This is a genomic window from Nonomuraea sp. NPDC050680 (assembly GCF_040654555.1).
In the GTDB taxonomy this organism is placed as follows: Bacteria; Actinomycetota; Actinomycetes; order Streptosporangiales; family Streptosporangiaceae; genus Nonomuraea.
Genome location: NZ_JBFAIF010000031.1, coordinates 47,961 through 68,232, shown reverse-complemented (window position 1 = coordinate 68,232; position 20,272 = coordinate 47,961). Strand labels below are relative to the sequence as shown.

Below are 20,272 nucleotides of genomic sequence, written 5' to 3'. Positions count from 1 at the left end.
CGTCTGTGACGTGTCTCCGTCTGTGACGTGTCCCGTCTGTGACGTGTCTCCGTCTGTGACGTGTCCCGTCTGTGACAAGCCGCCGCGTCAAAACGGATGGTTGTCCGATGGAGCGCTAGTGGCGGTGTTCTTCCATCGCCTCGATGGTGACCGGCTGGAGCCAGAGCCAGCGGACGGCCTCACCGCCGAAGGCGAATCCTGATAAATCAGGCATGGCGGGTGGGTCGGCGACCATCATGACCCCCGCGTACTGCGGGCCCAGGGGGAACGTGGACGGCTCGTGATACCACTTGGCAGTATGCCCGTGCCCTAGCCATGTGACCGAGTGCCACGGATACTGCGACAGCCACACGAGCAGCAGCGCCGCCTCGCGCGGATCCTCGCGGGTGGCCACGGCCAGCTCGATCCTGGCGTACGCCCCCGGCCGGTCGATCCACTGCTCGACGGTGGGCATCCGCTGACAGCTCATCCCGACCGTCGACAACACCGTGAACCCCCGGCGCCCGGACGGCGGCCGCTCGGTGATGCCGACAGCCGGCAGCCGCTCCCCGCTCACGTCCCAGTAGCGCCCGGCCGGCCCGAGCCCCCGTTCCAGATGTCCCATGACGAACTCCTGGAACGACGCCCAGGCCCCCTCCCCATGCCGCCAGCGCCAGTAGGACCTGGCGTTGGACAGGCGCGGCCGCAGCCCTTCGAGCGCCTCGGACAGCGCCCAGGCGAACGGCGTCTCACCCACGGCGTCACGGGCGTAGCCGGGCATGCCCCTGCTCATGTCGGCCCACCCGGGGATGACCGCCAGCATGTCGTCGTCCTCATAGACCGCGACCCCGTCGCCCTCCTCGAACCACAGTGCCGTCAGCTGCCCGAGCGGCCGGCGGCCGGCCGGGTGCGTGGTGTTGGGCCGGGGCATGAGCGGCGGCAGCCCGGAGTTGAGCCTGGCCAGATCGACCACCTCGGGGGCGGGACGGTGGTTGGCCAGCCACACGGCGCCGTGCACGGCGCCGTCAGGCGAGCACAGGTAAGCTACCGAGGCGTCCTCGTCCCGCTCGACCACGAGCGTTCGGCTGCCGTACGGGTTGTCGGCGGTGAGGACGACCTCGGTCTGCCCCTCGCCAGAAGCCGACCGGAAAATCGCCATACGAGATGCACTCTAGATCGGCCCATACCCTCACGCGAGGGCTATCGCCACCCGGAGCTCCCTCATGGAATGACACCTGGGAGCCGAACGTTCACTAACCTGGTCGATAACCACCCAAGCAAAGGCAGGAACGTGTCCCAGCAGCCAGGCCAGCTCACCTTCGTCGCGCCGCGCAGGGCCAAGCCGGCTCGGCACCTGGCGGACCTGTCCATGCCCGACCGCCGCGCGGCGGTGACGGAGCTCGGCGAGAAGGCGTTCCGCGCCGACCAGCTGTCCCGGCATTACTTCGAGCGCCTGAACGCCGACGTGCACGCGATGACCGACCTGCCCGCGGCGGCCCGCGACAAGCTGTCGGTGCTGCTGCCGTCGCTGCTCACCCCGGTCAAGGAGCTGACCACCGACGCCGGCACCACCCGCAAGACGCTGTGGCGCCTGTTCGACGGCGCGCTGGTCGAGTCGGTGCTGATGCGCTATCCCGACCGGGTGACGATGTGCGTGTCGTCGCAGGCCGGCTGCGGCATGAACTGCCCGTTCTGCGCTACAGGCCAGGCCGGGCTGACCCGCAACATGTCCACCGCCGAGATCGTCGAGCAGGTGGTCTCCGGAGCCCGCGCGCTGGCCGCGGGCGACGTGCCCGGTGGCCCGGGGCGGGTGAGCAACGTGGTCTTCATGGGCATGGGCGAGCCGCTGGCCAACTACAAGCAGGTCATCGGGGCCGTACGCCGGATGGTGGAGCCCGTCCCGCACGGCCTCGGCATCTCGGCGCGCGGCGTCACGGTCTCCACGGTCGGCCTGGTGCCCGCCATCGGCAAGCTCGCCGACGAGGGTCTGCCGGTCACGCTCGCCCTGTCCCTGCACGCGCCCGACGACGAGCTGCGCGACACGCTGGTGCCGATCAACACGCGCTGGAAGGTGTCGGAGGTCCTCGACGCCGCCTGGGCGTACGCGGCCAAGACCAAGCGGCGGATCTCGATCGAGTACGCGCTGATCAAGGACATCAACGACCAGGAGTGGCGGGCCGACCTGCTCGGCAAGCTGGTGCGCAACAAGCTGGTGCACGTCAACCTGATCCCGCTCAACCCGACGCCCGGCTCCAAATGGACCGCCTCCCGGCCGGAGGACGAGCGGGCGTTCGTGCGGCGGCTCGAATACCACGGTGTGCCGGTGACCGTCCGCGACACCCGCGGCCGCGAGATCGACGGCGCCTGCGGCCAGCTCGCCGCCGCCGAATAGCCCGGGAGCAGCTCCGGAAAGCCTGGGAAAAGCTCAGGAAGAGCGCACGACGCCCTCGATCAGGTCCGCGATCATCCCGGCGCCGCGGCTGTTCAGATGGACGGTGTCCGTGGTCAGCAGCAGGCCGCGGCTCTTGGAGATCGCGTCGAAGCCGCGCCCGAGAAAGAAGTGCTGCATCGCCGCGGTGGGCGCCAGCAGGCTGTCCGCCCGATAGTGGACGCGCGGCTTGCGGTCCGCCTTCTCCAGGTGCGCCACCATCTGCTCGTTGAGCGGGAGATACTGCACGAACTGCTCGGCCGCCACCTTGCGTACGATCTCTCCGAACTCCGAGGTCCGCCGCAGCGCCACCGAGTCGAGGTCCTCGCCGAGCACCGGCGGCGAGATCAGCGCGAGGCGGGCCCGGGTCTCGTCTTTGAGCCGGGTGGCGATGGCGGACAGGTTCGCCGCGTAGCCGCCGGGGCTGGGGTCCTCGGCCAGCTTCCACCGGTCGCGTAGCTTGCGGGCGGTCGTCTCGCCCAGCGTGGCGGTGGCGTCGTTGGTGCCGATGAGTACGGTGACCACGTCGGGATCCTGGTCGACGACCTTGGAGAGCCGGTCCAGCACATGGGCGGAGACGTCGTAGTTGACGCCCGCGTTGATCACCGTGGTGCCCGGCAGCCTGGACTCCAGCATTTTCACGTAGTTCGCGCTGACCTGACCGCGCGTGATGCTGTCGCCGACACAGATCACCTTCATGACGCCCGCTCCTCATAGGTGGGTGAGTACTCACTAACCTAGTGGCTAAAAGGGGCGCGCGTGACGTTCCCCTCGTGTTCTCAGGGCCGGGTACGGCGCAGCCAGGCGTAACAGGCCAGGCCGAGCAGGCACCACGCCAGCGAGATGGCCGAGAGCTCGGGCAGCCGGGCCGTCAGCTCGGCGGAGTTCGCGGACTTCATCCAGGTGATGAGCGGGATCGTGAGCCAGTACAAGGGCGAGGCGCTGAGCGCCAGCATGGCCAGGAAGCCCACCAGCAGAGCGATGATGGAGATCGCGGGGGAGCGCAGGATCACCCGGCTGGTGAGCGCGCCGAACACGACGCCGGCCAGCGCGGCGATGCCGGACAATGCCAGGATGGCGGCGAACTCCCCGGGCGGCGGGGCGGCACTGACGCCGAGCGCCAGCCCCCAGCCCAGGGTCAGCGCGACCAGCACCAGCGACGTCACGAGCGCCGCGAGCAGGCCCGCGCCCAGCTCGCGCAGCCGGCCGCCCACGCTGATCTCCGACAGGCTCCGCTGTTGGTCGGGCTCGGTGTCGAGCAGGCTCCTGCTGGACCAGGCCAGGATCGGGATCGCCAGCACCACGGCGTCCGTGAGGACGGAGGTTTCGGCGCCCTTGGGCGCGCGGCTGCCGTAGACGATCGCGACCAGCGCGAGCATGAACAGCAGCGCCTGGTAGACGCGGTGAGACCGGATGTAGGCGGCGACGCGGAACACGGTCAACGCGATCATGGCTGCTCCTCGGTGGCGATGTCGTACACCCGGTAGCCCTCGTCACGCATCCTGGCGATGAACGACCGGACCTCGTCCACCGGCAGATCCACGCGTACGGTCGCCCGCTGCCCGACCGTACCCTCCTTGACCTTGCCGTCCACCACGGTCCAGTGCCTGATGGAGGGAAGATGGCGCAGACCGCCCTGGTGGTCGCTGACCACCACGATGGCGCCGCCCTCGGAGAGCTCTGTGACGATCGACGGGAGCGCCTCGCGGGTGTCGGCGTCGAGCCCCGCGAACGGCTCGTCCAGGATGAGCAGGCCGGGGCCGCACATCAGCGCCTGGGTCAGCCCGACCTTGTGGGCGCTGCCCTTCGATAACTCGCCCAGCCGCAGGCCGAGCAGGTGAGTCATGCCGAGGCGCTCCGCCCAGGGCTCCCAGCGCGCGCCGCCGCGTACGCGGGACATGTGACGCAGATAGCCGGAGACCGTGAAGGGCTGCTCCATCGGGAAGCGGTCGGGGGCGAAGCCGACCACCGCGGGGCGCTCGATGATCGTGCCCGATGATGGCTGGGTGAGCCCGGCCAGCAGGCGGAGCAGCGTGGACTTGCCCGCCCCGTTGACGCCGGCGACCTCGATCACGTCGCCGGGATCAAGGTACGCGTCCACGTCCTTCATGACAGAAGGATCACGTCTTCGGTAACGGAAAGAGACCTTGGTCAATCGCATGGTGCAGTAACGGTATATCTCAGTTCGCATTGTCAGGATAAAGAGCCCCACAATATGAGCGGGCCCCCAGCACACCGCAGAAGGAGTGAGCTTGAATCGCTTTCCACGCGTCATGGGTATGCGTTCAGGCTATGACCCGGTCGAGGTCGACGCCCTGATCGGGCGGATCGAGGCGACACTGGGCAGGGGCCCGCGCGACATCGAGCAGGTCACGGCCGACGACGTACGCAGGGCGACGTTCCGGGCCAGGCGCGGCGGCTATCAGGAGACCGCGGTGGACTTCGCGCTGGAGGCGTTCGTGGTGGCGCTGGAGACGCGGGCCAAGAGTCCCGTACGGCTGGCCATGACCGAGCCGACCGGTGAGATGCTGCGCGAGGAGTGGTTCGAGACGCAGGCGGCGCGCGTGGAGCGGGTGGCCTTCCGGCCCGGGCGGATGGGCACGGGCTACAACGAGGACGAGGTCGACGCCTTCCTGGACCGGATCGTGGCCACGCTGCGTGGCACCACCGACTACCCGGTGACGGCCAAGGACGTCCGGGAGGCGAAGTTCTCGACCGTGCTGCTACGGCCCGGCTACCTGATCGCGGACGTCGACTCGTTCCTGGCGGGCATCGCCGACGTCCTGAAGCAGCGGGCCTGAAGCAGCGGGCTTGAAGTAGCGGGCCTGAAGCAGTGCCCCTTCTGTCAGGTGGGTGTGATGTGCGGCTTCTGGGCGCTCTTCTCGGACTCGTACGAAGCACGCACCATAGGGCCTTCAAGCGCGGTCGAGACCTCGGCGACCGGGACGTCCCACCACGCCTCCGACGACGGGCTGTCCAGCATGGGGTCGGCGCGGACATAGATCACGGTCGTCTCCTCAGCGGCGCGAGCCGCCTCCAGAGCCTTGCGGAAGTCGGTCAGCGTGTCGGGCCGCAGCACGGTGGCGCCGAGGCTGGCGGCGTTGGCGGCCAGATCCACCGGCAGGCCGTCGCCGTCGTAGCGGCCGGTGCCCCGGTAGGCGTAGGAGGTGCCGAGCCGCTGGGCGCCGACGCTCTCCGAGAGGCGGCCGATCGAGGCGAAGCCGGAGTTGTCCACCAGCACCACGATCAGCTTGATGCCCTCGGAGACGGCCGTGACGAGTTCCTGGGCCATCATCAGGTAGGACCCGTCGCCCACCATGACGAACACCTCGCGCTCGGGGACGGCCATCTTGATGCCCAGCCCGCCGGCGATCTCGTAGCCCATGCAGGAATAGCCGTACTCCACGTGATAGCTGCCAGGCCCGCTCGGCCGCCACAGCTTGTGCAGGTCGCCGGGCATGGAGCCGGCCGCGCAGACCACCACGCCGTCGTCGCCGGCCGCGGCGTTGACCGCGCCGATCACGGCCGACTGCGGCAGCGGCCGGCCCTCCAGCGCGTACGCCTCCTCCACCACCGCGTCCCAGGCGGCCGACAGCTCGGCGGCGCGCGAGCGGTATGACTCCTGGGTGCTCCAGCCCGCGCATGCCCCGGTCAGCTCGGTCAGGCCCTCGCGGGCGTCGGCCACGAGCTGGAGCCCCGACAGCTTGGCCGCGTCGAAGCCGGTGATGTTCAGGTTGACGAACCGGGCCTCCGCCGAGAAGAGCGAGCGGGAGGCGGTGGTGAAGTCGCTGTAGCGGGTGCCGACGCCGATGATCAGGTCGGCCTCGCGGGCCAGCGCGTTGGCCGCGGTGGTGCCGCTCGCGCCGACCGCGCCCATCGCGAGCGGGTGTCCGTACGGCAGCGCGCCCTTGCCCGCCTGCGTCTCGGCGACCGGGATGCCGTACGCCTCGGCGAAGGCCCGTAGTTCGGCCGTGGCCTCGCTGTAGATCACCCCGCCGCCGGCGATGATCAGCGGCCGGCTCGCCGACTTGATCAGCTCGGCGGCCCGCGCCAGGGCCGCCCGCTCGGGGCGCGGTCGCGGCACGTGCCAGAGGCGGCGCTCGAACAGCTCCTGCGGCCAGTCGTAGGCCTCGGCCTGGACGTCCTGCGGCAGCGCCAGGGTCACCGCGCCTGTCTCGGCCGGGTCGGTGAGCACCCGCATGGCGGCCAGCAGCGCCGATGGGAGCTGCTCGGGCCGGTTGATCCGGTCCCAGAAGCGCGACACCGGCTTGAAGCAGTCGTTGACCGAGATGTCGTACGAGCGGGCGTCTTCGAGCTCCTGGAGCACCGGATTGGCGACCCGGGTGGAGAACACGTCGCCGGGCAGCAGCAGCACGGGCAGCCGGTTGATCGTCGCGCCCGCCGCGCCGGTGATCATGTTGGTCGCGCCGGGTCCGATCGAGGTGGTGCAGGCCAGGGTGGACAGCCGGTTGGCGGCCCGCGCGTAGGCGGCGGCCGTGTGCACCATGGCCTGTTCGTTGCGGCTCAGGTGGTAGGGCAGGTCCTCGGTCGAGGTGGCCAGTGCCTGGCCGAGCCCAGCCACGTTGCCGTGGCCGAAGATGCCGAAGCAGCCGCCGAACAGCCGGTGTTCGACGCCGTCGCGCTCGCTCCACTGGTGGGCCAGGAAGCGCACCACGGCCTGCGCCACGGTCAAGCGGGTCATGAAGTCCTCCCGAACGGCAGTCTGGCATCGATGGCCTGGCCGTCCCAGGAAGAGCGGATCCAGGCGTGCCGGGGGTCGTCGCAGAACGCCATCGACCGCTCCTCGGCGGGGCCGGCCAGGACGTTCAGGTAGTACAGGTCGTAGCCGGGCGCGGCCATTGACGGGCCGTGGTAGCCATAGGGCACCAGCACCACGTCGCCGGAGGAGACCTCGGCCAGCGTGTCGATCTGGCCCCGCTCGGAGGAGTAGACGCGCTGGTAGCCCAGGCCGTCGCCGGTCACCTCGAAGTAGTAGATCTCCTCCAGCACGGCCTCGCCCTCGTTGGGAGTGTCGTGCTTGTGCGGGGGATAGGACGACCAGTTGCCGCCCGGCGTGAGCACCTCCACGGCCACGAGCTTGTCGCACTCGAAGACGCCGGGGGCGCAGAAGTTGTTCACCTGGCGGCTGGCCTGGCCCGCGCCCCGGATCTCGACCGGCACGTCCGAGGCCGGGACGTACCGCGGGGCCAGCCGCCGGGTCGCCCGAGCGGAGGGGAACGCGATGCGGCCCGACCCCTCCACCGTCACATCCGTAGAAATCGGGATATAGGCGAAATCGGAGGGGCCGGCGAACACCGACGCGCGGCCCGTCAGCTCGAACCGCTCGCCACCGCACGTCACCGTGCACGAGCCCGACAGCGGCAGGACCAGCATCTCCTCCTCGCCGGTGGAGAAGGAGACAGCGGTCGAGGTGGCGCCGGTCGAAGTGGCGACGGCGGTCGAGGTGGCGACGGTGGTCGAGGTAGCGCCGGTCGAGGAGGAGACCGGGCCGCCGCCGAGGTCGGCCACGCGCAGCCCCGAGTAGGTCCAACCGGCCAAGGCGGGCGTGATCTCCACCGACCACGACCCGCCGGCGGCCTTGCCGTACGGAAGGTATGTCATGAGCGCACCTCTCGAACCAGAGCGGCCGCGCCGTCCACCGCGGCGGCCACGTCGTCGTCCGGAGGGTAGAGCAGCGCGCGCCCGATGACGAGCCCGCGCACCCCCGGCAGGCGCAGCGCGCGATCCCAGTCGGCGTAGGCCGCGTCGATGTCGGGCGGGTCGCCGCCGAGCAGCAGCGCGGGCAGCGTGGTGGCGGCCATGACGCGCTCCATCTCGGCGACCGCGGGGATCTTCAGCCAGGTGTAGGCGGAGGTCGTGCCGAGTGCCTGGGCGACGCTGATCGACCGGATGACCGCGTCGGGCGACAGGTCGTTGCGCAGGACGCCCGTCTCCGTACGCGCCGCCCAGAACGGCTCGACCATCGCCAGCAGTCGCCGGCGGGCCAGGTCGGTGACCGCGTGGGCGCACGACTCGAGCGTGTTGACCGTGGCGTGGTCGGCCGGGTCGATGCGGCAGAGCATCTTGCCGCCGTCGAGGCGCATGGCGTCGATGGCGGCCGCGTCGAAACCGGTGAACCGGTCGTCCAGTTCGAACACCGAGCCCTGCAGGCCGCCCCGGTTCATCGAGCCGAAGGCCAGCTTCTCCTCCAGCGCGCCGAGCAGCAGCAGGTCCTCCAGCACGTCGGGGGAGGCCAGGATGCCGTCCACGCCGGGCCTGGCCAGCGCCGTCTGGAGCCGGTCGAGCAGGTCGGGACGGCTGGCCATGGCCAGCGGCCGGTCGCGGACGCCGAGCGACCCGCGCGCCGGATGGTCGGCCGCGATGATCAGCAGGCGCTCGCCCTCGCCCGGCAGCCTCCGGCGCTGCCGGCGGGCGGCGGCGCGCTCGATCTCGTCCGGCCTGGTGGCCCGGATGTGGGTCAGGTGGTCGTAGCGGGCGGTTCGGGGCAGCGTCATGTCGCTCATAGGAGTGCCTGCACCTCGTCAGTCGTGGGCATCGCGTCGGCGCAGGCCAGGCGGGCGGCCACGTAGGCCCCGGCGGCGTTGGCGAAGCGGATCGTCCGCTCCAGCGGCCAGTCGCGCAGCAGCCCCAGGCAGACGGCGCCACCGAACGCGTCGCCCGCGCCGATGCCGTTCACCACCTCGACCTTGACCGGCTCCGCCACCACGTACTCGTCCCGGCTGCGGGCCAGCACCCCGTTGGGGCCCATCTTGACGATGGCGACGCGCATCCCGGCGTCGAGCAGCGCCTGCGCGGCCGCCTCCGGGTCGCGGGTGCCCACCGCGTTCTCCACCTCGTCGAGGTTGCCGACGGCCACGTTGGCGTACGGAAGCGCCTGGCGTACCGCCTCCTGGGAAGCCTCGGGCGACTCCCACAGCATGGGGCGGTGATCCAGGTCGAAGACGGTCAAGCCGGACGTGCGCGCGGCCAGGGCGGCGGCGTGCGCGGCTCGGCTCGGCTCCTGGCTCAGGCCGGTGCCGGTGAACCAGAACAGCTTCGCGTCCCGGATCGCGGTCAGGTCCAGCGACTCGGCGGTCAGCCGCAGGTCCGGCGGATGCTCACCTCGGTAGAAGTAGAGCGGGAAGTCGTCCGGGGGGAAGATCTCGCAGAACGTGACGGGCGTCGGGGGACCTTCGACGGTGGCCACGAAGGAGTCGTCCACGCCGAAACCGCGGATCGCCTGCCGTACGTACTCCCCGAAGGGGTCGGCGCCGACCGCGGTGATCACGGCGGCGCGTAGTCCGTGGCGCGCGGCCGCGACCGCGACGTTTGTCGGGCTCCCGCCGAGGAACTTACCGAAGGTCTCGACGTGGGCCAGGCCCACGCCGGTCTGCAGCGGATAGACGTCGACCCCGGAGCGGCCGATCGTGATCAGGTCGTACAACGCACCTCCAGTGACGGAGCCTTCGTGCCTACTATGGCATATTGTCATGACATTCGGATGTCCGCTATGCCGGTCTTTCTTCCCTGACCGAAACCCCGGTAAGTGGATCGTCTTGCGGCGGACCCCTCGCCGAGACCTCCTCGTGACAAAGATGCAGCATGCGACACACTCCCGAAATATCGGCAGGCCTTTACGTCATCTGGATGTCATGACATATTGGCCGGGTTCCTGGCTTTAAGGACATGTCGGAGGGTTTGCATGGGATTGCGGAAAAGGTCGGTAGGCGCGGTCGCGGTCCTCGCCGTGTCCGCGCTGGGGCTCGCCGCGTGCGGCCAGTCATCCGGCGGCGACAGCGGTGGCGCGATCGAGTTGACGATCGCCCAGAACGCCATCGCGGGCGGCAAGAACGCGGCGGCGGCCGACTTCCTCGCCAACTGGGTCGCCCCCAAGTTCGAGGCGGCCGAGAAGGCGAAGGGGAAGGACGTCAAGGTCAAGTTCATCCCCAGCGGTGTCGACGACGAGCAGTACAAGACCAAGCTCTCCCTCGACCTGAAGTCAGGCAAGGGCGCGGACGTGATCGACCTCGACGGGATCTGGGCCGGTGAGTTCGCCGAGGCGGGCTACATCAAGCCGCTGTCCGACCTGGTGGGGGCGAGCGCCGACAGCTGGGACGGCTGGCAGCAGATCCCCGAATCGGTCCAGGGCCTGGCCACCTTCAACGGCAAGAAGTACGCCCTGCCCGTCGGCACGGACGGCCGGGTGCTCTACTTCAACAAGACGCTCTTCCAGAAGGCGGGGCTGCCCGCCGACTGGCAGCCGAAGAGCTGGCAGGAGATCCTCGACGCGGGCGCCAAGCTGAAGTCGGCGGGCGTACCGGTGCCGATCCAGATCAACGCCGGCACCGCGATGGGCGAGGCCACTTCGATGCAGGGCGTGCTCCCGCTGCTGGCGGGCGCGGGCGGCGAGGTACAGAAGGACGGCAAGTGGACCGGCGCGTCCCAGCCGCTCAAGGACGCGCTCGGCCTCTACCAGAAGATCTACGGCGGCAGCGGCCTCGGTGACCCCAAGCTCCAGCAGGAGGCCAAGGGCCGCGACAAGTCCTTCCAGCAGTTCGCCGGTGGCAAGATCGGCATCCTGATGGAGGGCGACTACTTCTGGCGCGGCGTGGTCAACCCCAAGGACGGCGTGGCCAAGATGGCCGACCGTGACCAGACCGTCGGCTACGCCCTGATCCCCGCCATGGAGCCGGGCAAGGGACTGCGCGGCCAGGACTTCGTCAGCATGTCGGGCGGCGCCCTGCGGACCGTCAACCCCAACAGCAAGCATCCGAAGGAGGCCTTCGACCTGCTGGCCTTCACGCTCTCGCCGGACGCCCTGAAGGAGGAGACCAAGGACGGCAACGTGCGCATCACCCCGCGCACCGACGTCAACAAGGAGATCCTCGCCGGGGAGCCGCTGCTGACGTTCATCTCGGAGAAGGTGCTGCCGCTGACGGCCTACCGGCCGCCGGTCGCCGTCTATCCGCAGGTGTCGGCCGCGCTCCAGGAGGCCACGGCCGCCGTCGTCGGGGGCACGGCACCCGACCAGGCCGCCGCGGACTACCAGAAGAAACTCGAAGGAATCGTCGGTGGCGCAGGCAACATCGCCTCTTGAGGTCATCGACGACGCGCCCGCCCGCCGCTACAGCTCCGATGCGGCGGGCCTGGGCAGGCTGAGAGCGGGCGCGTTCGTGGCGCCCGCGCTGGCGCTGATCGCGGTGTTCCTGGTCTTCCCCGCGCTCTGGGTCCTCTACCTCGGCCTCACCAACTACCGCCTCACCGGCGCCGCCGCCGCCGAGCCTCAGTTCGTCGGCCTGGACAACTTCGTCAAGGCGGTCTCCGATCCCGCGTTCTGGAACTCGACCTGGCTGACCGTCCAGTTCGTGCTCGGCTCGGCCGTCATCGGCCAGGTCGTGCTCGGGTTCACGATCGCCTGGCTGATGCGCGATCGCACCGGACCGCTCAAACGGACCGTCGAGGGCCTGGTCATCCTGGCCTGGATCCTGCCCAGCGCGGTGGTCTCGTTCCTGTGGGTGGCGCTGCTCGACCGCGACGGCGGCACGCTCCAAGCGCTGCTCCACGTCCCCGGTCTGGCGCCGCTGCTCGACCACCCGATGCTGTCGATCGTCATCTTCAACACCTGGCGTGGCGCCGCCTTCTCGATGATGTTGTACGGCGCCGCGCTCGGGAACGTGCCACCCTCGCACCTGGAGAGCGCCCGCCTGGCCGGGGCCTCCGGCTGGCAGCAGCTGCGTGACGTGGTGTTCCCCCACATCAGGGGGCACATCCTGACGAACCTCCTGCTGATCAGCCTGTGGACGTTCAACGACTTCACCCCGTTCATGCTCACCGCGGGCGGGCCCGACGGTCAGACCGAGGTGCTGGCGGTCCACGTCTACAAGGTCGCGCTGCAGGGCAGCGAGCTGGGCTACGGCGCGGCCGTCTCCACGGTCATCCTGCTGATCAACCTGGTCGTGGCGGTGTTCTACCTGCGCCTGCTCAGGAGTAAGAAATGACGCGGTTCGTGCTGGGCCGGATCGGCTTCTACACGCTGATCGCGGTGTTGCTGGCCTTCTTCACCATCCCCTTGCTGTGGCTGGCCGCCGCGCCCTTCACCTCTGACCCCACCTACGAGGTCCGGGTGCCCGACTTCACGCTGGACAACTTCCGGGCGATCCTGGAGCACCCGTACGCGCTGCCGTCGCTCCTGAACTCGCTGGTGCTGGCGGTCGGCACGGCCCTGCTCGTGGTGGTCTTCGCGGCGCTGGCCGCGTACGCGCTGAGCCGGGTGCGGCTGCCCGGCCGCGACGCACTGCTCTACGCGCTGCTGCTGCTGTCCTCGATCATCACCGGTACGGCCGCGATGGTGCCGCTGTTCCAGCTGGCCGTCGAGCTGAACCTGATCGACTCGCAGTTCGGGGTGATCCTCATCCTGACCGGCGGCCTGCTGCCCGCGGCGATCTTCATGCTCAAGGACTTCATGGACTCCACGCCGAAGTCCTACGAGGAGTCGGCGCGCGTCTTCGGGGCCTCGCCGCTGCAGATCGTCCGCCATGTGGTCGTCCCCCTGGTACGGCCGGGACTGGCGACGATCGCGGTGTGGGCCGTGGCCAACGTGTGGGGCAACTTCCTGATGCCGTACCTGCTGCTCAGCGATGTCGAGAAGCAGCCCGCGGCGGTCATCATGTACACGCTGTACACCGAGGGCGGCCAGGCCAACCTCACCCTGCTGTCCACGTTCGGCCTGCTCTATTCGGTCCCCGTGGTGCTCATGTACCTGTTCGTCAGCAAGAAGTATGGCTTCCGCTTCCACGGAGGGATCAAGCGCTGATGGCCGCAATCGAACTGCGAGCCCTGACCAAGGTCTACCCCGGGGGAGTCAAAGCGCTCGACTCGCTCGACCTGGCCATCCCCGACGGCGAGTTCTTCGCCCTGCTCGGCCCGTCCGGCTGCGGCAAGACCACGCTGCTGCGCACGATCGCCGGGCTGGAGACCGCCACCGGCGGCGCCGTCGTCATCGGCGACCGCGACGTCACCGGCGTCCAGCCGGGCGGCCGCGACATCGCGATGGTCTTCCAGGACTACGCGTTGTTCCCGCACATGGACGTCACCGACAACATCGCCTACCCCCTGCGCATCAAGAAGGTCGGCAAGGCCGCCCGGCAGCGCAAGGCCGAGGAGGTCGGCGCCAGGCTTGGCCTGGACCAGCTCATGGACCGGCGCCCCGGCCAGCTGTCCGGCGGCCAGCAGCAGCGGGTCGCGCTGGCCCGCGTCATGGCGACGCAGGCGCAGGCGTTCCTGTTCGACGAGCCGCTGTCCAACCTCGACGCCCGGCTCCGCCTGGAGGCCCGTACGTTCCTGAAGAAGCTGCAGCGCGAGCTCGGCGTCACCACCGTCTTCGTCACCCACGACCAGGCCGAGGCCCTGGCCATGGCCGACCGGATGGCCGTCATGGAGGCCGGGCACATCCGTCAGATCGGCACGCCGGCCGAGGTCTTCCAGCGGCCCGCCAACACCTTCGTCGCCGGATTCATCGGCTCGACGCCGATGAACCTGCTCGACGGGACCGTCCGCGGTGACACGCTGGAGGTGGCCGGGTGCAAGGTGCCGGTCCCCGTCTCGGCCGAGGGCCTGCTGACCGACGGCGAGCGGATCGTGTACGGGGTACGGCCCGAGTACAACACCTACTCGACCGAGCCCACCGAGGGCTCGCTGGGTGGAAAGGTGGTCATCGTGGAGAACCTGGGGGCGTCCCACCTGGTGACCCTGGAGGTCGCCGACGTGCTCGTGCAGGCGGTCGTGCCCGAGGGCGGCGAGCCGTCCATCGGAGCCGACGGCTTCGCCACGCCGCGCCGCGACCGGGCCCTGATCTACCGGGACGGCGAGCTGGTGTCGGCATGACCGTGATCCGCGGCCACTGGAGCCTGGACGACCGGCTGGAGCGGATCCTGCGCGAGGTGCCCTTCGAGGTACCGGCCGGCACCGGCGCGCTGACCGTACGGCTGAGCTTCGACCGGTCACAGGGCGTGCTCGACCTCGGCTGCGGCTCGCCGGACGGCTTCCGCGGCTGGTCAGGCGGCGCGCGCGACGAGTACACGATCACCGCCGACTGGGCGACCCCCGGCTACCTGCCCGGTGAGCTGGAGCCAGGGACCTGGCAGGTGTGGCTGCGGCTGCACCGGGTGCCGCCGCAGGGCCTCGACTACACGCTGGAGATCCACACCGAGGCCGCCGCACCCCCACGGCCGGTGACCGAGGAGCCGCCGCACGGGGACCGGCCGCCGCGCCGCGACCTGCCCGGAGTCGACGGCCTCCACTGGTTCGCGGGCGACTTCCACTCCCACACCGTCCACAGCGACGGCGTGCTGACCATCCCCGAGCTGGCCGAGCTGGCCAAGGGCCGCGGCCTGGACTTCCTGGTCGTCACCGACCACAACACCATCAGCCACCACCCCTGGCTCGGCGATGGACGCGGCATCGCCCTGCTGCCCGGCCAGGAGGTGACCACGGATCGGGGGCACGCCAACGTGTTCGGCGACGTCGGCTGGGTGGACTTCCGGCAGCCCGCCGACTCCTGGGCCCGGCACGCCGCGCGCGAGGGCGGGCTGATGTCGATCAACCACCCGCTCGGCGGCGACTGCGCCTGGCTCCAGCCGCTGACCGAGCGACCGCGGATCGCCGAGGTCTGGCACTCCGGCTGGTGGGACCGGCGCTGGGGCGCGCCCCTGGCCTGGGCCGACGCCTGGGGGCCCGACCTGGTCGCGATCGGCGCCAGCGACTTCCACCGTCCCGGCGACGACGGCCTGCCGGGCGCGCCGACCACCTGGGTCCTGGCCGAGGACACCAGCACGATCTTCGATGCCGTCGCCGCGGGCCGTACCGCGATCTCCGCGGGCCCCGGCGCGCCGCTACTGCTCAGGCTGGGCGACGAGCTGCTCGCGCTCGACGCCGACGGCCTCGTCCTGGTGCGCCCCGGCGGCGATCGCCAGGTCATCCGCGGCGAGCGGGTGCTGGTCCCCGCGAGAGAGGGACGGCACCGCCTGGAAACGTACGAGAACGAGGTGATCGCCATATGCGCGTGACACGAGTCGCCAACGCCCCCGTGAGCTTCGGCGTGTTCGAACTGGCCGACGCGCCGCCCCCGCTGAGCGCCGACCAGATGGTCCGTGCGCTCGCCGACGCCGGCTACGCGGGCATCGACCTGGGGCCCATCGGCTATCTCGGCACCGGCGCCGACCTGGTGGAACGCCTCGACGGGCTGCTGCTGGCCGGCGGCTGGGCCGACCTGCGCTACAGCGACCCCGTGGAGTTCGAGAAGGGACTGACCGCGCTGGACGCGACGCTCGACGTGTTCGCCGCCGCGCCGGCCGCCCCCGAACACCTGGCGCCCCGGCCCACACTCGGCTGCTCGGGCTCTCCGGCGAGGTTCGCCAGGCCCGGCGGGAACGCTCCGGGGCTGGCCGCCGCCGACTGGCCCGGCTACGCCTCCCGCGTCCAGATCGCGGCCGACCGCTGCCGCGAACGCGGCTTCGAGCCCGCCTTCCACCACCACCTCGGCACCTACGTCGAGACGCCAGAGGACGTCGAGCGGTTGCTGGAGCTGACCGACGTGCAGCTCTGCCTGGACACCGGCCACCTGCTGCTGGCCGGCGGCGACCCGGTGACCGCCCTGCGCGACTGGTCGGACCGGGTCGGCCACGTGCATGTCAAGGACGGCGACACCGCGATACTCGGTCAGGCCCTCGCCGACGGCGTGGACCTGCGCGAGCTCATGGGCCGGGGCGGCTTCGCGCCGCTGGGCGAGGGCGAGCTGGATCTGCCGGGCGTCGTCCGCGCGCTCGACGAGATCGGCTACCAAGGCTGGATCATCATCGAGCAGGACACCCTGCCCGGCCGCCGGTCGGTTGAGCGGAACATCGCCGATCAAGCCGCCAACCGCGAGAAGCTGAGAGAGCTGGGACTGTGACCCCCAGGCTGACCCCACGCTGGAGGATCGGGTTTTGAAGATCGCGCTTGTCGGGTGCGGCGCCGTCACGCAGGCGGTGTACGTGCCGCTGCTGTCGAGGCGCCGCGACCTGTTCGAGGTGACCGCCGTCTGCGACCTGTCGCGGACCCTCGCCGACGTCGTCGGCGACCGGCTGGGGGCGCCCGGGCGCTTCACGGCCGTGGAGAGCATGCTGGCCGAGGGCGGGTTCGACGCCGTGCTCATCCTCGCCTCCGGCTCTCATGGCGAGCCGGTACGCCGGGCGCTGGCCGCGGGTTACGCGGTGCTCTGCGAGAAACCGCTCGCGCTGACCAGGGCCGAGGTCGAGGCGCTGCCCGAGGGGCGGCTGATGGTCGGCTACATGAAGCAGTACGACCCGGCCGTGCGCCGGGCCGAGGAGCTGCTGGCCGAGCTGGGCGGCCCGGCCGCGATCCGGTCGGTCGAGGTGACCGTGCTGCATCCGAGCGCCGAGTCGCAGCTGGCCTTCGCGAGCCTGACGCCGGCCCGCGACGTCGACCCCGCGCTGCTGGCCTCGCTGCGCGCGGCGGAGCACGAGCTCGTCTCCCGGGCGCTGGGGGAGTCGGCTCCCGATGCGGTACGGGCCCTCTACGGGGTGGCACTCGGCTCGATATGCCATGACTTGTCGCTCTTGAGGCGCTTCAGCGGGTCGCCTGCCGAAATTTCGGCTGTTGAGACGTGGGGGCCGGGGCCCGGGTCCGTCGAGATCTCCGGAACGCTGCCCGTCAGCGGACGGTTCTCGATCCGGTGGCACTACCTGGAGGACTACCCGGCCTACCGGGAGACCGTGGTCATCCACCACGACAAGGGCTCGCTGGAGCTGGTCTTCCCCTCTCCCTACCTGATGAACGCGCCCACGACGCTGACCGTGGTCTCGGGTGACGGCTCGGGCGGCGAGAGCCGGACCGAGTGGCGTGATGTGACCGAGGCGTTCGAGGTGCAGCTGGCCGCCTTCCACGCCTACGTCACCGAGGACGAGCCGCCGCTCACCGCCGCGGCCGGCGGGCTGGCCGACATCGTCACGGCCCAGAGCATCGCCGCGCGCTATGCCGTACAGCATGACCTGCCCATCGGAGGGGAAGCAGCGTGACCGCCGAAATCGTCGTCGTCCCGCACACGCACTGGGACAGGGAGTGGTACGAGCCCTTCCAGCGCTTCCGGCTGCGGCTGGTGGCGCTGCTCGACGAGGTGCTCGACACGATGGAACGCGAGCCCGACTACCACTTCACCCTCGACGGGCAGCTGGCCTGCGTGGACGACTACCTGGAGGTCCGGCCGGAGAACCGCGACCGCATCGCCGCGCTGGTCGAGTCCGGGCGGCTGGCGGTCGGGCCGTGGCAGATCCTGCTCGACGAGTTCCTGTGCTCGGGCGAGAACATCGTGCGCAACCTCGAACTCGGCATGAACCGGGCCGACAAGCTCGGCGGGGCCATGCCGGTGGGGTACCTGCCCGACATGTTCGGTCACACGGCGCAGATGCCGCAGATCCTGCGGCGGGCCGGGCTGCTCCACGCCTGCGTCTACCGGGGTGTGCCGTCGTCCGTGGTGACCGACGTCTTCGCCTGGGTCGCGCCGGACGGCACGGCTCTGCGGACCCAGTACCTGCCGGCCGGCGGCTACGGCAACGGGGCGCATCTCTTCGAGGATCCGGCGCATCTGCCGGAGCGGGCCGCCGAGTTCACCGAGCGGATGCGGAGATGGCACGGGCCCGAGGGGGCGCTGCTGGCGATGTACGGGACCGACCATTCGGCTCCCGTACGCGGGCTGCCCGGCATGGTGGCGGACATCGGCGCCCGCATGGACACCTTGTCCGGATATATCGGTGCGTATTCGGGTTCTGTGGACGGGCTGCCCCAGGTCTCCGGCGAGCTGCGCTCCCACGCCCGCGCGAACATCCTGCCCGGCGTCATCTCCGTGCGCGCCCACGTCAAGCAGGCCATGGGCCGGGCCGAGCGGATGGTCGAGCGCTACGCCGAGCCGCTGGCCACCCTCTGGGGCGGCGACTGGCCCGGCCGCTTCCTCGACATGGCGTGGTGGCGGCTCGTGGACGCCAGCGGCCACGACTCCGTGACCGGCTGCGGCGTCGACGACACGGCCCAGCAGGTCGCCGCGCGCATCGCCGAGGCCGAACAGCTCGGGCAGGCCATACGCGACATGGTGACCGCCCGGCTGTCGGCCGCCGTCCCGTCGGACGGGGTGCTCGTCGTCAACCCGACGCCCGCCCCGCGGCGCGGCGTCGTGCTGGTGGACGTGGCGGGCCTGGATCCCCTGGTGGACCCGACCGGCGCGCGGGTGCCCGCGCAGACCCTGGAGTACGCGCCCACGCTGCTGCTGGACGCCGAGATGGACCCGGCCACGGCGCTGACGTTCATCCACGGCACGGAGCTGTACGGCCAGCACATCACCGGCTGGTCGGTGGACGACGGCACGCTGACGTTCACGGTGGCTCGGGAGTCCGCGACGGCCTTCAACGTGGCGCAGCTGCGCGGGGCGCTCGACGGGGTGACCCGGGTACGCATCGTCGCCGAGGCCCGCCGTACCGTCGCCGCCCTCGTCGAGACGCCACCTTTGGGACACACCAGCATCCGACCGGCGTCTGCCGACACCCTGCGCGACACCGGCCCGGCGCCCGACGGCTCCGTGGCGGCGTCGGGCGGCTCTCCCGCCGAGTCCGGTGGTGCGGGTTCGGCATCCGGTGCCTCCGCCGCGATGGGCGCGCCGGTCGCCGGCGTGCGGGCCGAGGAGCGGGCGCTCGACAACGGGCTGCTGCGCGTCGAGGTGGCGGCGGACGGGACACTGGCGCTGACCGGCGCCGACGGGACCACCTTCACGGGCGCGGGGCGCATCGTCGACGGCGGCGACGTGGGCGACACCTACAACTACGCGCCCCCGGCCGAGGACCGGATCGTGTCGGACCCGGTGTCGGCCGAGCTGACGCTGGTCTGCTCGGGCCCGCTGGTGGCCGCCTTCGACGTCCGCCGCACCTACCGCTGGCCCGCCGCCGGCCAGGGCATCGAGGGCACCCCGGAGATCCCGGCCGCCGCCAGGACCGAGGCGACCGAGGAGATCGTCGTCGACACGCGGGTCGAACTGCGGGCCGGAGAGCCGTACGTCAGGCTGCATGTCTCGTTCGACAACCGATGCTCCGACCACCGGGTACGCCTGCACGTACCGCTGCCTGCGCGGGCGGCGGCCTCGCACGCGGAGGGTCAGTTCGCGGTCGTGACACGCGGCCTGTCCTCGGAGGGCGGCTGCGGCGAGGAGCCGCTGCCCACGTTCCCGGCCTCCGGGTGGGTGGCCGCCGGTGGTGTCGCGGCGCTGCTGGAGCACGTCACCGAGTACGAGCTGGTGGACGACGGCGCGGAGCTCGCCCTCACCCTGCTGCGCTCGGTCGGCTACCTCTCCCGCAACCTGCACGCCATGCGCCCCGAGCCCGCCGGTCCCCAACTACCGACCCCGGCCGCCCAGTCGCGCGGCCTGCGCTCGGTCAGCCTCGCGCTCATGCCGTACGGCGGGTCGTGGGCGGCGGTGCCAGCGGCGGCCGAGACGTTCCGGCACGACCTCCTCGCGGTGCCCGGCACCGGCGACCCGTCACTCGCCCTGCCCCCGGCCGCCTCCGGCCTGTCGGTGACGGGCGACGGCGTGGTCATGACCTCGCTCAGGGTCCGCGACGGCCGGCACGAACTCCGCGTCGTGGCGTACTCGGAAACCCCCACGAACGCGGTCATCTCCGGCACATTTGCCCAGGCCCGCCACGCTGACCTCCGTGGCCGCCCAGGCGACCCAATTCCCGTCTCCTCCGGTACGGTCCACCTTCCCCTGCGTCCTTGGGAGATCGCCACCATCCAGCTTGGAAACTGAGAGTCCTTACATGACTACGT

18 protein-coding genes are annotated in these 20,272 nt (G+C 70.8%); 10 read left to right on the top strand and 8 right to left on the bottom strand.

Features of this window, described 5'->3' with window-relative positions:
- Positions 1-115: 115 nt before the first annotated feature.
- Positions 116-1,138, bottom strand: a complete 1,023-nt coding sequence (locus AB0H88_RS48460; protein WP_357656450.1) for a suppressor of fused domain protein — start codon at positions 1,136-1,138, stop codon at positions 116-118.
- Between the two features lie 132 nt (positions 1,139-1,270).
- Between AB0H88_RS48460 and rlmN the strand changes: the two genes are divergently transcribed.
- Positions 1,271-2,371 carry a 23S rRNA (adenine(2503)-C(2))-methyltransferase RlmN gene (gene rlmN, locus AB0H88_RS48455; RefSeq protein ID WP_357656448.1) on the top strand — a complete coding sequence of 367 codons (1,101 nt, stop codon included), beginning with the start codon at positions 1,271-1,273 and terminating at the stop codon, positions 2,369-2,371.
- A gap of 33 nt (positions 2,372-2,404) precedes the next feature.
- Here the strand turns inward: rlmN and AB0H88_RS48450 are convergent, their stop codons facing one another.
- The 3 genes from AB0H88_RS48450 to AB0H88_RS48440 all read right to left on the bottom strand — a co-directional run bounded on the left by AB0H88_RS48450 (position 2,405) and on the right by AB0H88_RS48440 (position 4,517).
- Complete coding sequence (locus AB0H88_RS48450) at positions 2,405-3,106, bottom strand: GDSL-type esterase/lipase family protein (protein ID WP_357656447.1); 702 nt, start codon at positions 3,104-3,106, stop codon at positions 2,405-2,407.
- Between the two features lie 80 nt (positions 3,107-3,186).
- The gene (locus AB0H88_RS48445) at positions 3,187-3,858 is read right to left on the bottom strand and encodes a hypothetical protein (protein WP_357656446.1); all 672 of its coding nucleotides are present in this window, start codon (positions 3,856-3,858) and stop codon (positions 3,187-3,189) included.
- Positions 3,855-4,517 (bottom strand): ATP-binding cassette domain-containing protein, encoded by a 663-nt coding sequence (locus AB0H88_RS48440; RefSeq protein ID WP_357656444.1) that lies wholly within the window; start codon positions 4,515-4,517, stop codon positions 3,855-3,857. The genes AB0H88_RS48445 and AB0H88_RS48440 overlap by 4 nt, the downstream gene beginning before the upstream one ends.
- Before the next feature lie 142 nt (positions 4,518-4,659).
- Here AB0H88_RS48440 and AB0H88_RS48435 point away from each other — a divergent pair, with 142 nt between their 5' ends.
- The gene (locus AB0H88_RS48435; protein WP_357656443.1) at positions 4,660-5,208 is read left to right on the top strand and encodes a DivIVA domain-containing protein; all 549 of its coding nucleotides are present in this window, start codon (positions 4,660-4,662) and stop codon (positions 5,206-5,208) included.
- 44 nt (positions 5,209-5,252) lie between these two features.
- Here the strand turns inward: AB0H88_RS48435 and iolD are convergent, their stop codons facing one another.
- Genes iolD through iolC form a run of 4 tightly spaced genes read right to left on the bottom strand, consistent with a single transcriptional unit; the run spans position 5,253 to position 9,851 of the window.
- On the bottom strand, positions 5,253-7,109 hold the full coding sequence (gene iolD / locus AB0H88_RS48430) for a 3D-(3,5/4)-trihydroxycyclohexane-1,2-dione acylhydrolase (decyclizing) (protein ID WP_357656441.1): 1,857 nt from the start codon (positions 7,107-7,109) through the stop codon (positions 5,253-5,255).
- A complete protein-coding gene (gene iolB / locus AB0H88_RS48425; RefSeq protein WP_357656440.1) occupies positions 7,106-8,029 on the bottom strand; it encodes a 5-deoxy-glucuronate isomerase in 924 nt (307 codons plus the stop codon). The genes iolD and iolB overlap by 4 nt, the downstream gene beginning before the upstream one ends.
- Positions 8,026-8,922: a deoxyribose-phosphate aldolase gene (locus AB0H88_RS48420; protein ID WP_357656484.1), complete on the bottom strand. Its 897-nt coding sequence runs from the start codon at positions 8,920-8,922 to the stop codon at positions 8,026-8,028. Before AB0H88_RS48420 ends, iolB begins: the two co-directional genes overlap by 4 nt.
- A 5-nt stretch (positions 8,923-8,927) precedes the next feature.
- Positions 8,928-9,851, bottom strand: a complete 924-nt coding sequence (gene iolC, locus AB0H88_RS48415; protein WP_357656438.1) for a 5-dehydro-2-deoxygluconokinase — start codon at positions 9,849-9,851, stop codon at positions 8,928-8,930.
- Positions 9,852-10,109: 258 nt separating this feature from the next.
- Between iolC and AB0H88_RS48410 the strand changes: the two genes are divergently transcribed.
- The 8 genes from AB0H88_RS48410 to AB0H88_RS48375 are packed head-to-tail and all read left to right on the top strand — an operon-like array spanning position 10,110 to position 20,252.
- On the top strand, positions 10,110-11,504 hold the full coding sequence (locus AB0H88_RS48410; RefSeq protein ID WP_357656437.1) for an extracellular solute-binding protein: 1,395 nt from the start codon (positions 10,110-10,112) through the stop codon (positions 11,502-11,504).
- On the top strand, positions 11,479-12,405 hold the full coding sequence (locus AB0H88_RS48405) for a sugar ABC transporter permease (RefSeq protein WP_357656436.1): 927 nt from the start codon (positions 11,479-11,481) through the stop codon (positions 12,403-12,405). The genes AB0H88_RS48410 and AB0H88_RS48405 overlap by 26 nt, the downstream gene beginning before the upstream one ends.
- Entirely contained in the window at positions 12,402-13,220 is an 819-nt protein-coding gene (locus AB0H88_RS48400) for a carbohydrate ABC transporter permease (RefSeq protein ID WP_357656434.1), read from the top strand. The genes AB0H88_RS48405 and AB0H88_RS48400 overlap by 4 nt, the downstream gene beginning before the upstream one ends.
- Entirely contained in the window at positions 13,220-14,290 is a 1,071-nt protein-coding gene (locus tag AB0H88_RS48395; protein WP_357656432.1) for an ABC transporter ATP-binding protein, read from the top strand. The genes AB0H88_RS48400 and AB0H88_RS48395 overlap by 1 nt, the downstream gene beginning before the upstream one ends.
- Entirely contained in the window at positions 14,287-15,471 is a 1,185-nt protein-coding gene (locus AB0H88_RS48390; protein ID WP_357656431.1) for a CehA/McbA family metallohydrolase, read from the top strand. Before AB0H88_RS48395 ends, AB0H88_RS48390 begins: the two co-directional genes overlap by 4 nt.
- A complete protein-coding gene (locus AB0H88_RS48385) occupies positions 15,462-16,355 on the top strand; it encodes a TIM barrel protein (protein WP_357656429.1) in 894 nt (297 codons plus the stop codon). The genes AB0H88_RS48390 and AB0H88_RS48385 overlap by 10 nt, the downstream gene beginning before the upstream one ends.
- A 34-nt stretch (positions 16,356-16,389) precedes the next feature.
- A complete protein-coding gene (locus AB0H88_RS48380) occupies positions 16,390-17,481 on the top strand; it encodes a Gfo/Idh/MocA family oxidoreductase (RefSeq protein ID WP_357656428.1) in 1,092 nt (363 codons plus the stop codon).
- Positions 17,478-20,252: an alpha-mannosidase gene (locus AB0H88_RS48375; protein ID WP_357656426.1), complete on the top strand. Its 2,775-nt coding sequence runs from the start codon at positions 17,478-17,480 to the stop codon at positions 20,250-20,252. Before AB0H88_RS48380 ends, AB0H88_RS48375 begins: the two co-directional genes overlap by 4 nt.
- Positions 20,253-20,272 lie beyond the last annotated feature (20 nt).

What these genes read in the sequence shown, in the direction of transcription:
- AB0H88_RS48445 (WP_357656446.1), bottom strand. Translation starts at nt 3,858, where the DNA reads ATGATCGCGTTGACCGTGTTCCGCGTCGCCGCCTACATCCGGTCTCAC.
- AB0H88_RS48395 (WP_357656432.1), top strand. Translation starts at nt 13,220, where the DNA reads ATGGCCGCAATCGAACTGCGAGCCCTGACCAAGGTCTACCCCGGGGGA.
- iolB (WP_357656440.1), bottom strand. Translation starts at nt 8,029, where the DNA reads ATGACATACCTTCCGTACGGCAAGGCCGCCGGCGGGTCGTGGTCGGTG.
- AB0H88_RS48385 (WP_357656429.1), top strand. Translation starts at nt 15,462, where the DNA reads ATGCGCGTGACACGAGTCGCCAACGCCCCCGTGAGCTTCGGCGTGTTC.
- iolD (WP_357656441.1), bottom strand. Translation starts at nt 7,109, where the DNA reads ATGACCCGCTTGACCGTGGCGCAGGCCGTGGTGCGCTTCCTGGCCCAC.
- AB0H88_RS48420 (WP_357656484.1), bottom strand. Translation starts at nt 8,922, where the DNA reads ATGACGCTGCCCCGAACCGCCCGCTACGACCACCTGACCCACATCCGG.
- AB0H88_RS48450 (WP_357656447.1), bottom strand. Translation starts at nt 3,106, where the DNA reads ATGAAGGTGATCTGTGTCGGCGACAGCATCACGCGCGGTCAGGTCAGC.
- AB0H88_RS48460 (WP_357656450.1), bottom strand. Translation starts at nt 1,138, where the DNA reads ATGGCGATTTTCCGGTCGGCTTCTGGCGAGGGGCAGACCGAGGTCGTC.
- AB0H88_RS48410 (WP_357656437.1), top strand. Translation starts at nt 10,110, where the DNA reads ATGGGATTGCGGAAAAGGTCGGTAGGCGCGGTCGCGGTCCTCGCCGTG.
- AB0H88_RS48390 (WP_357656431.1), top strand. Translation starts at nt 14,287, where the DNA reads ATGACCGTGATCCGCGGCCACTGGAGCCTGGACGACCGGCTGGAGCGG.
- AB0H88_RS48400 (WP_357656434.1), top strand. Translation starts at nt 12,402, where the DNA reads ATGACGCGGTTCGTGCTGGGCCGGATCGGCTTCTACACGCTGATCGCG.
- AB0H88_RS48440 (WP_357656444.1), bottom strand. Translation starts at nt 4,517, where the DNA reads ATGAAGGACGTGGACGCGTACCTTGATCCCGGCGACGTGATCGAGGTC.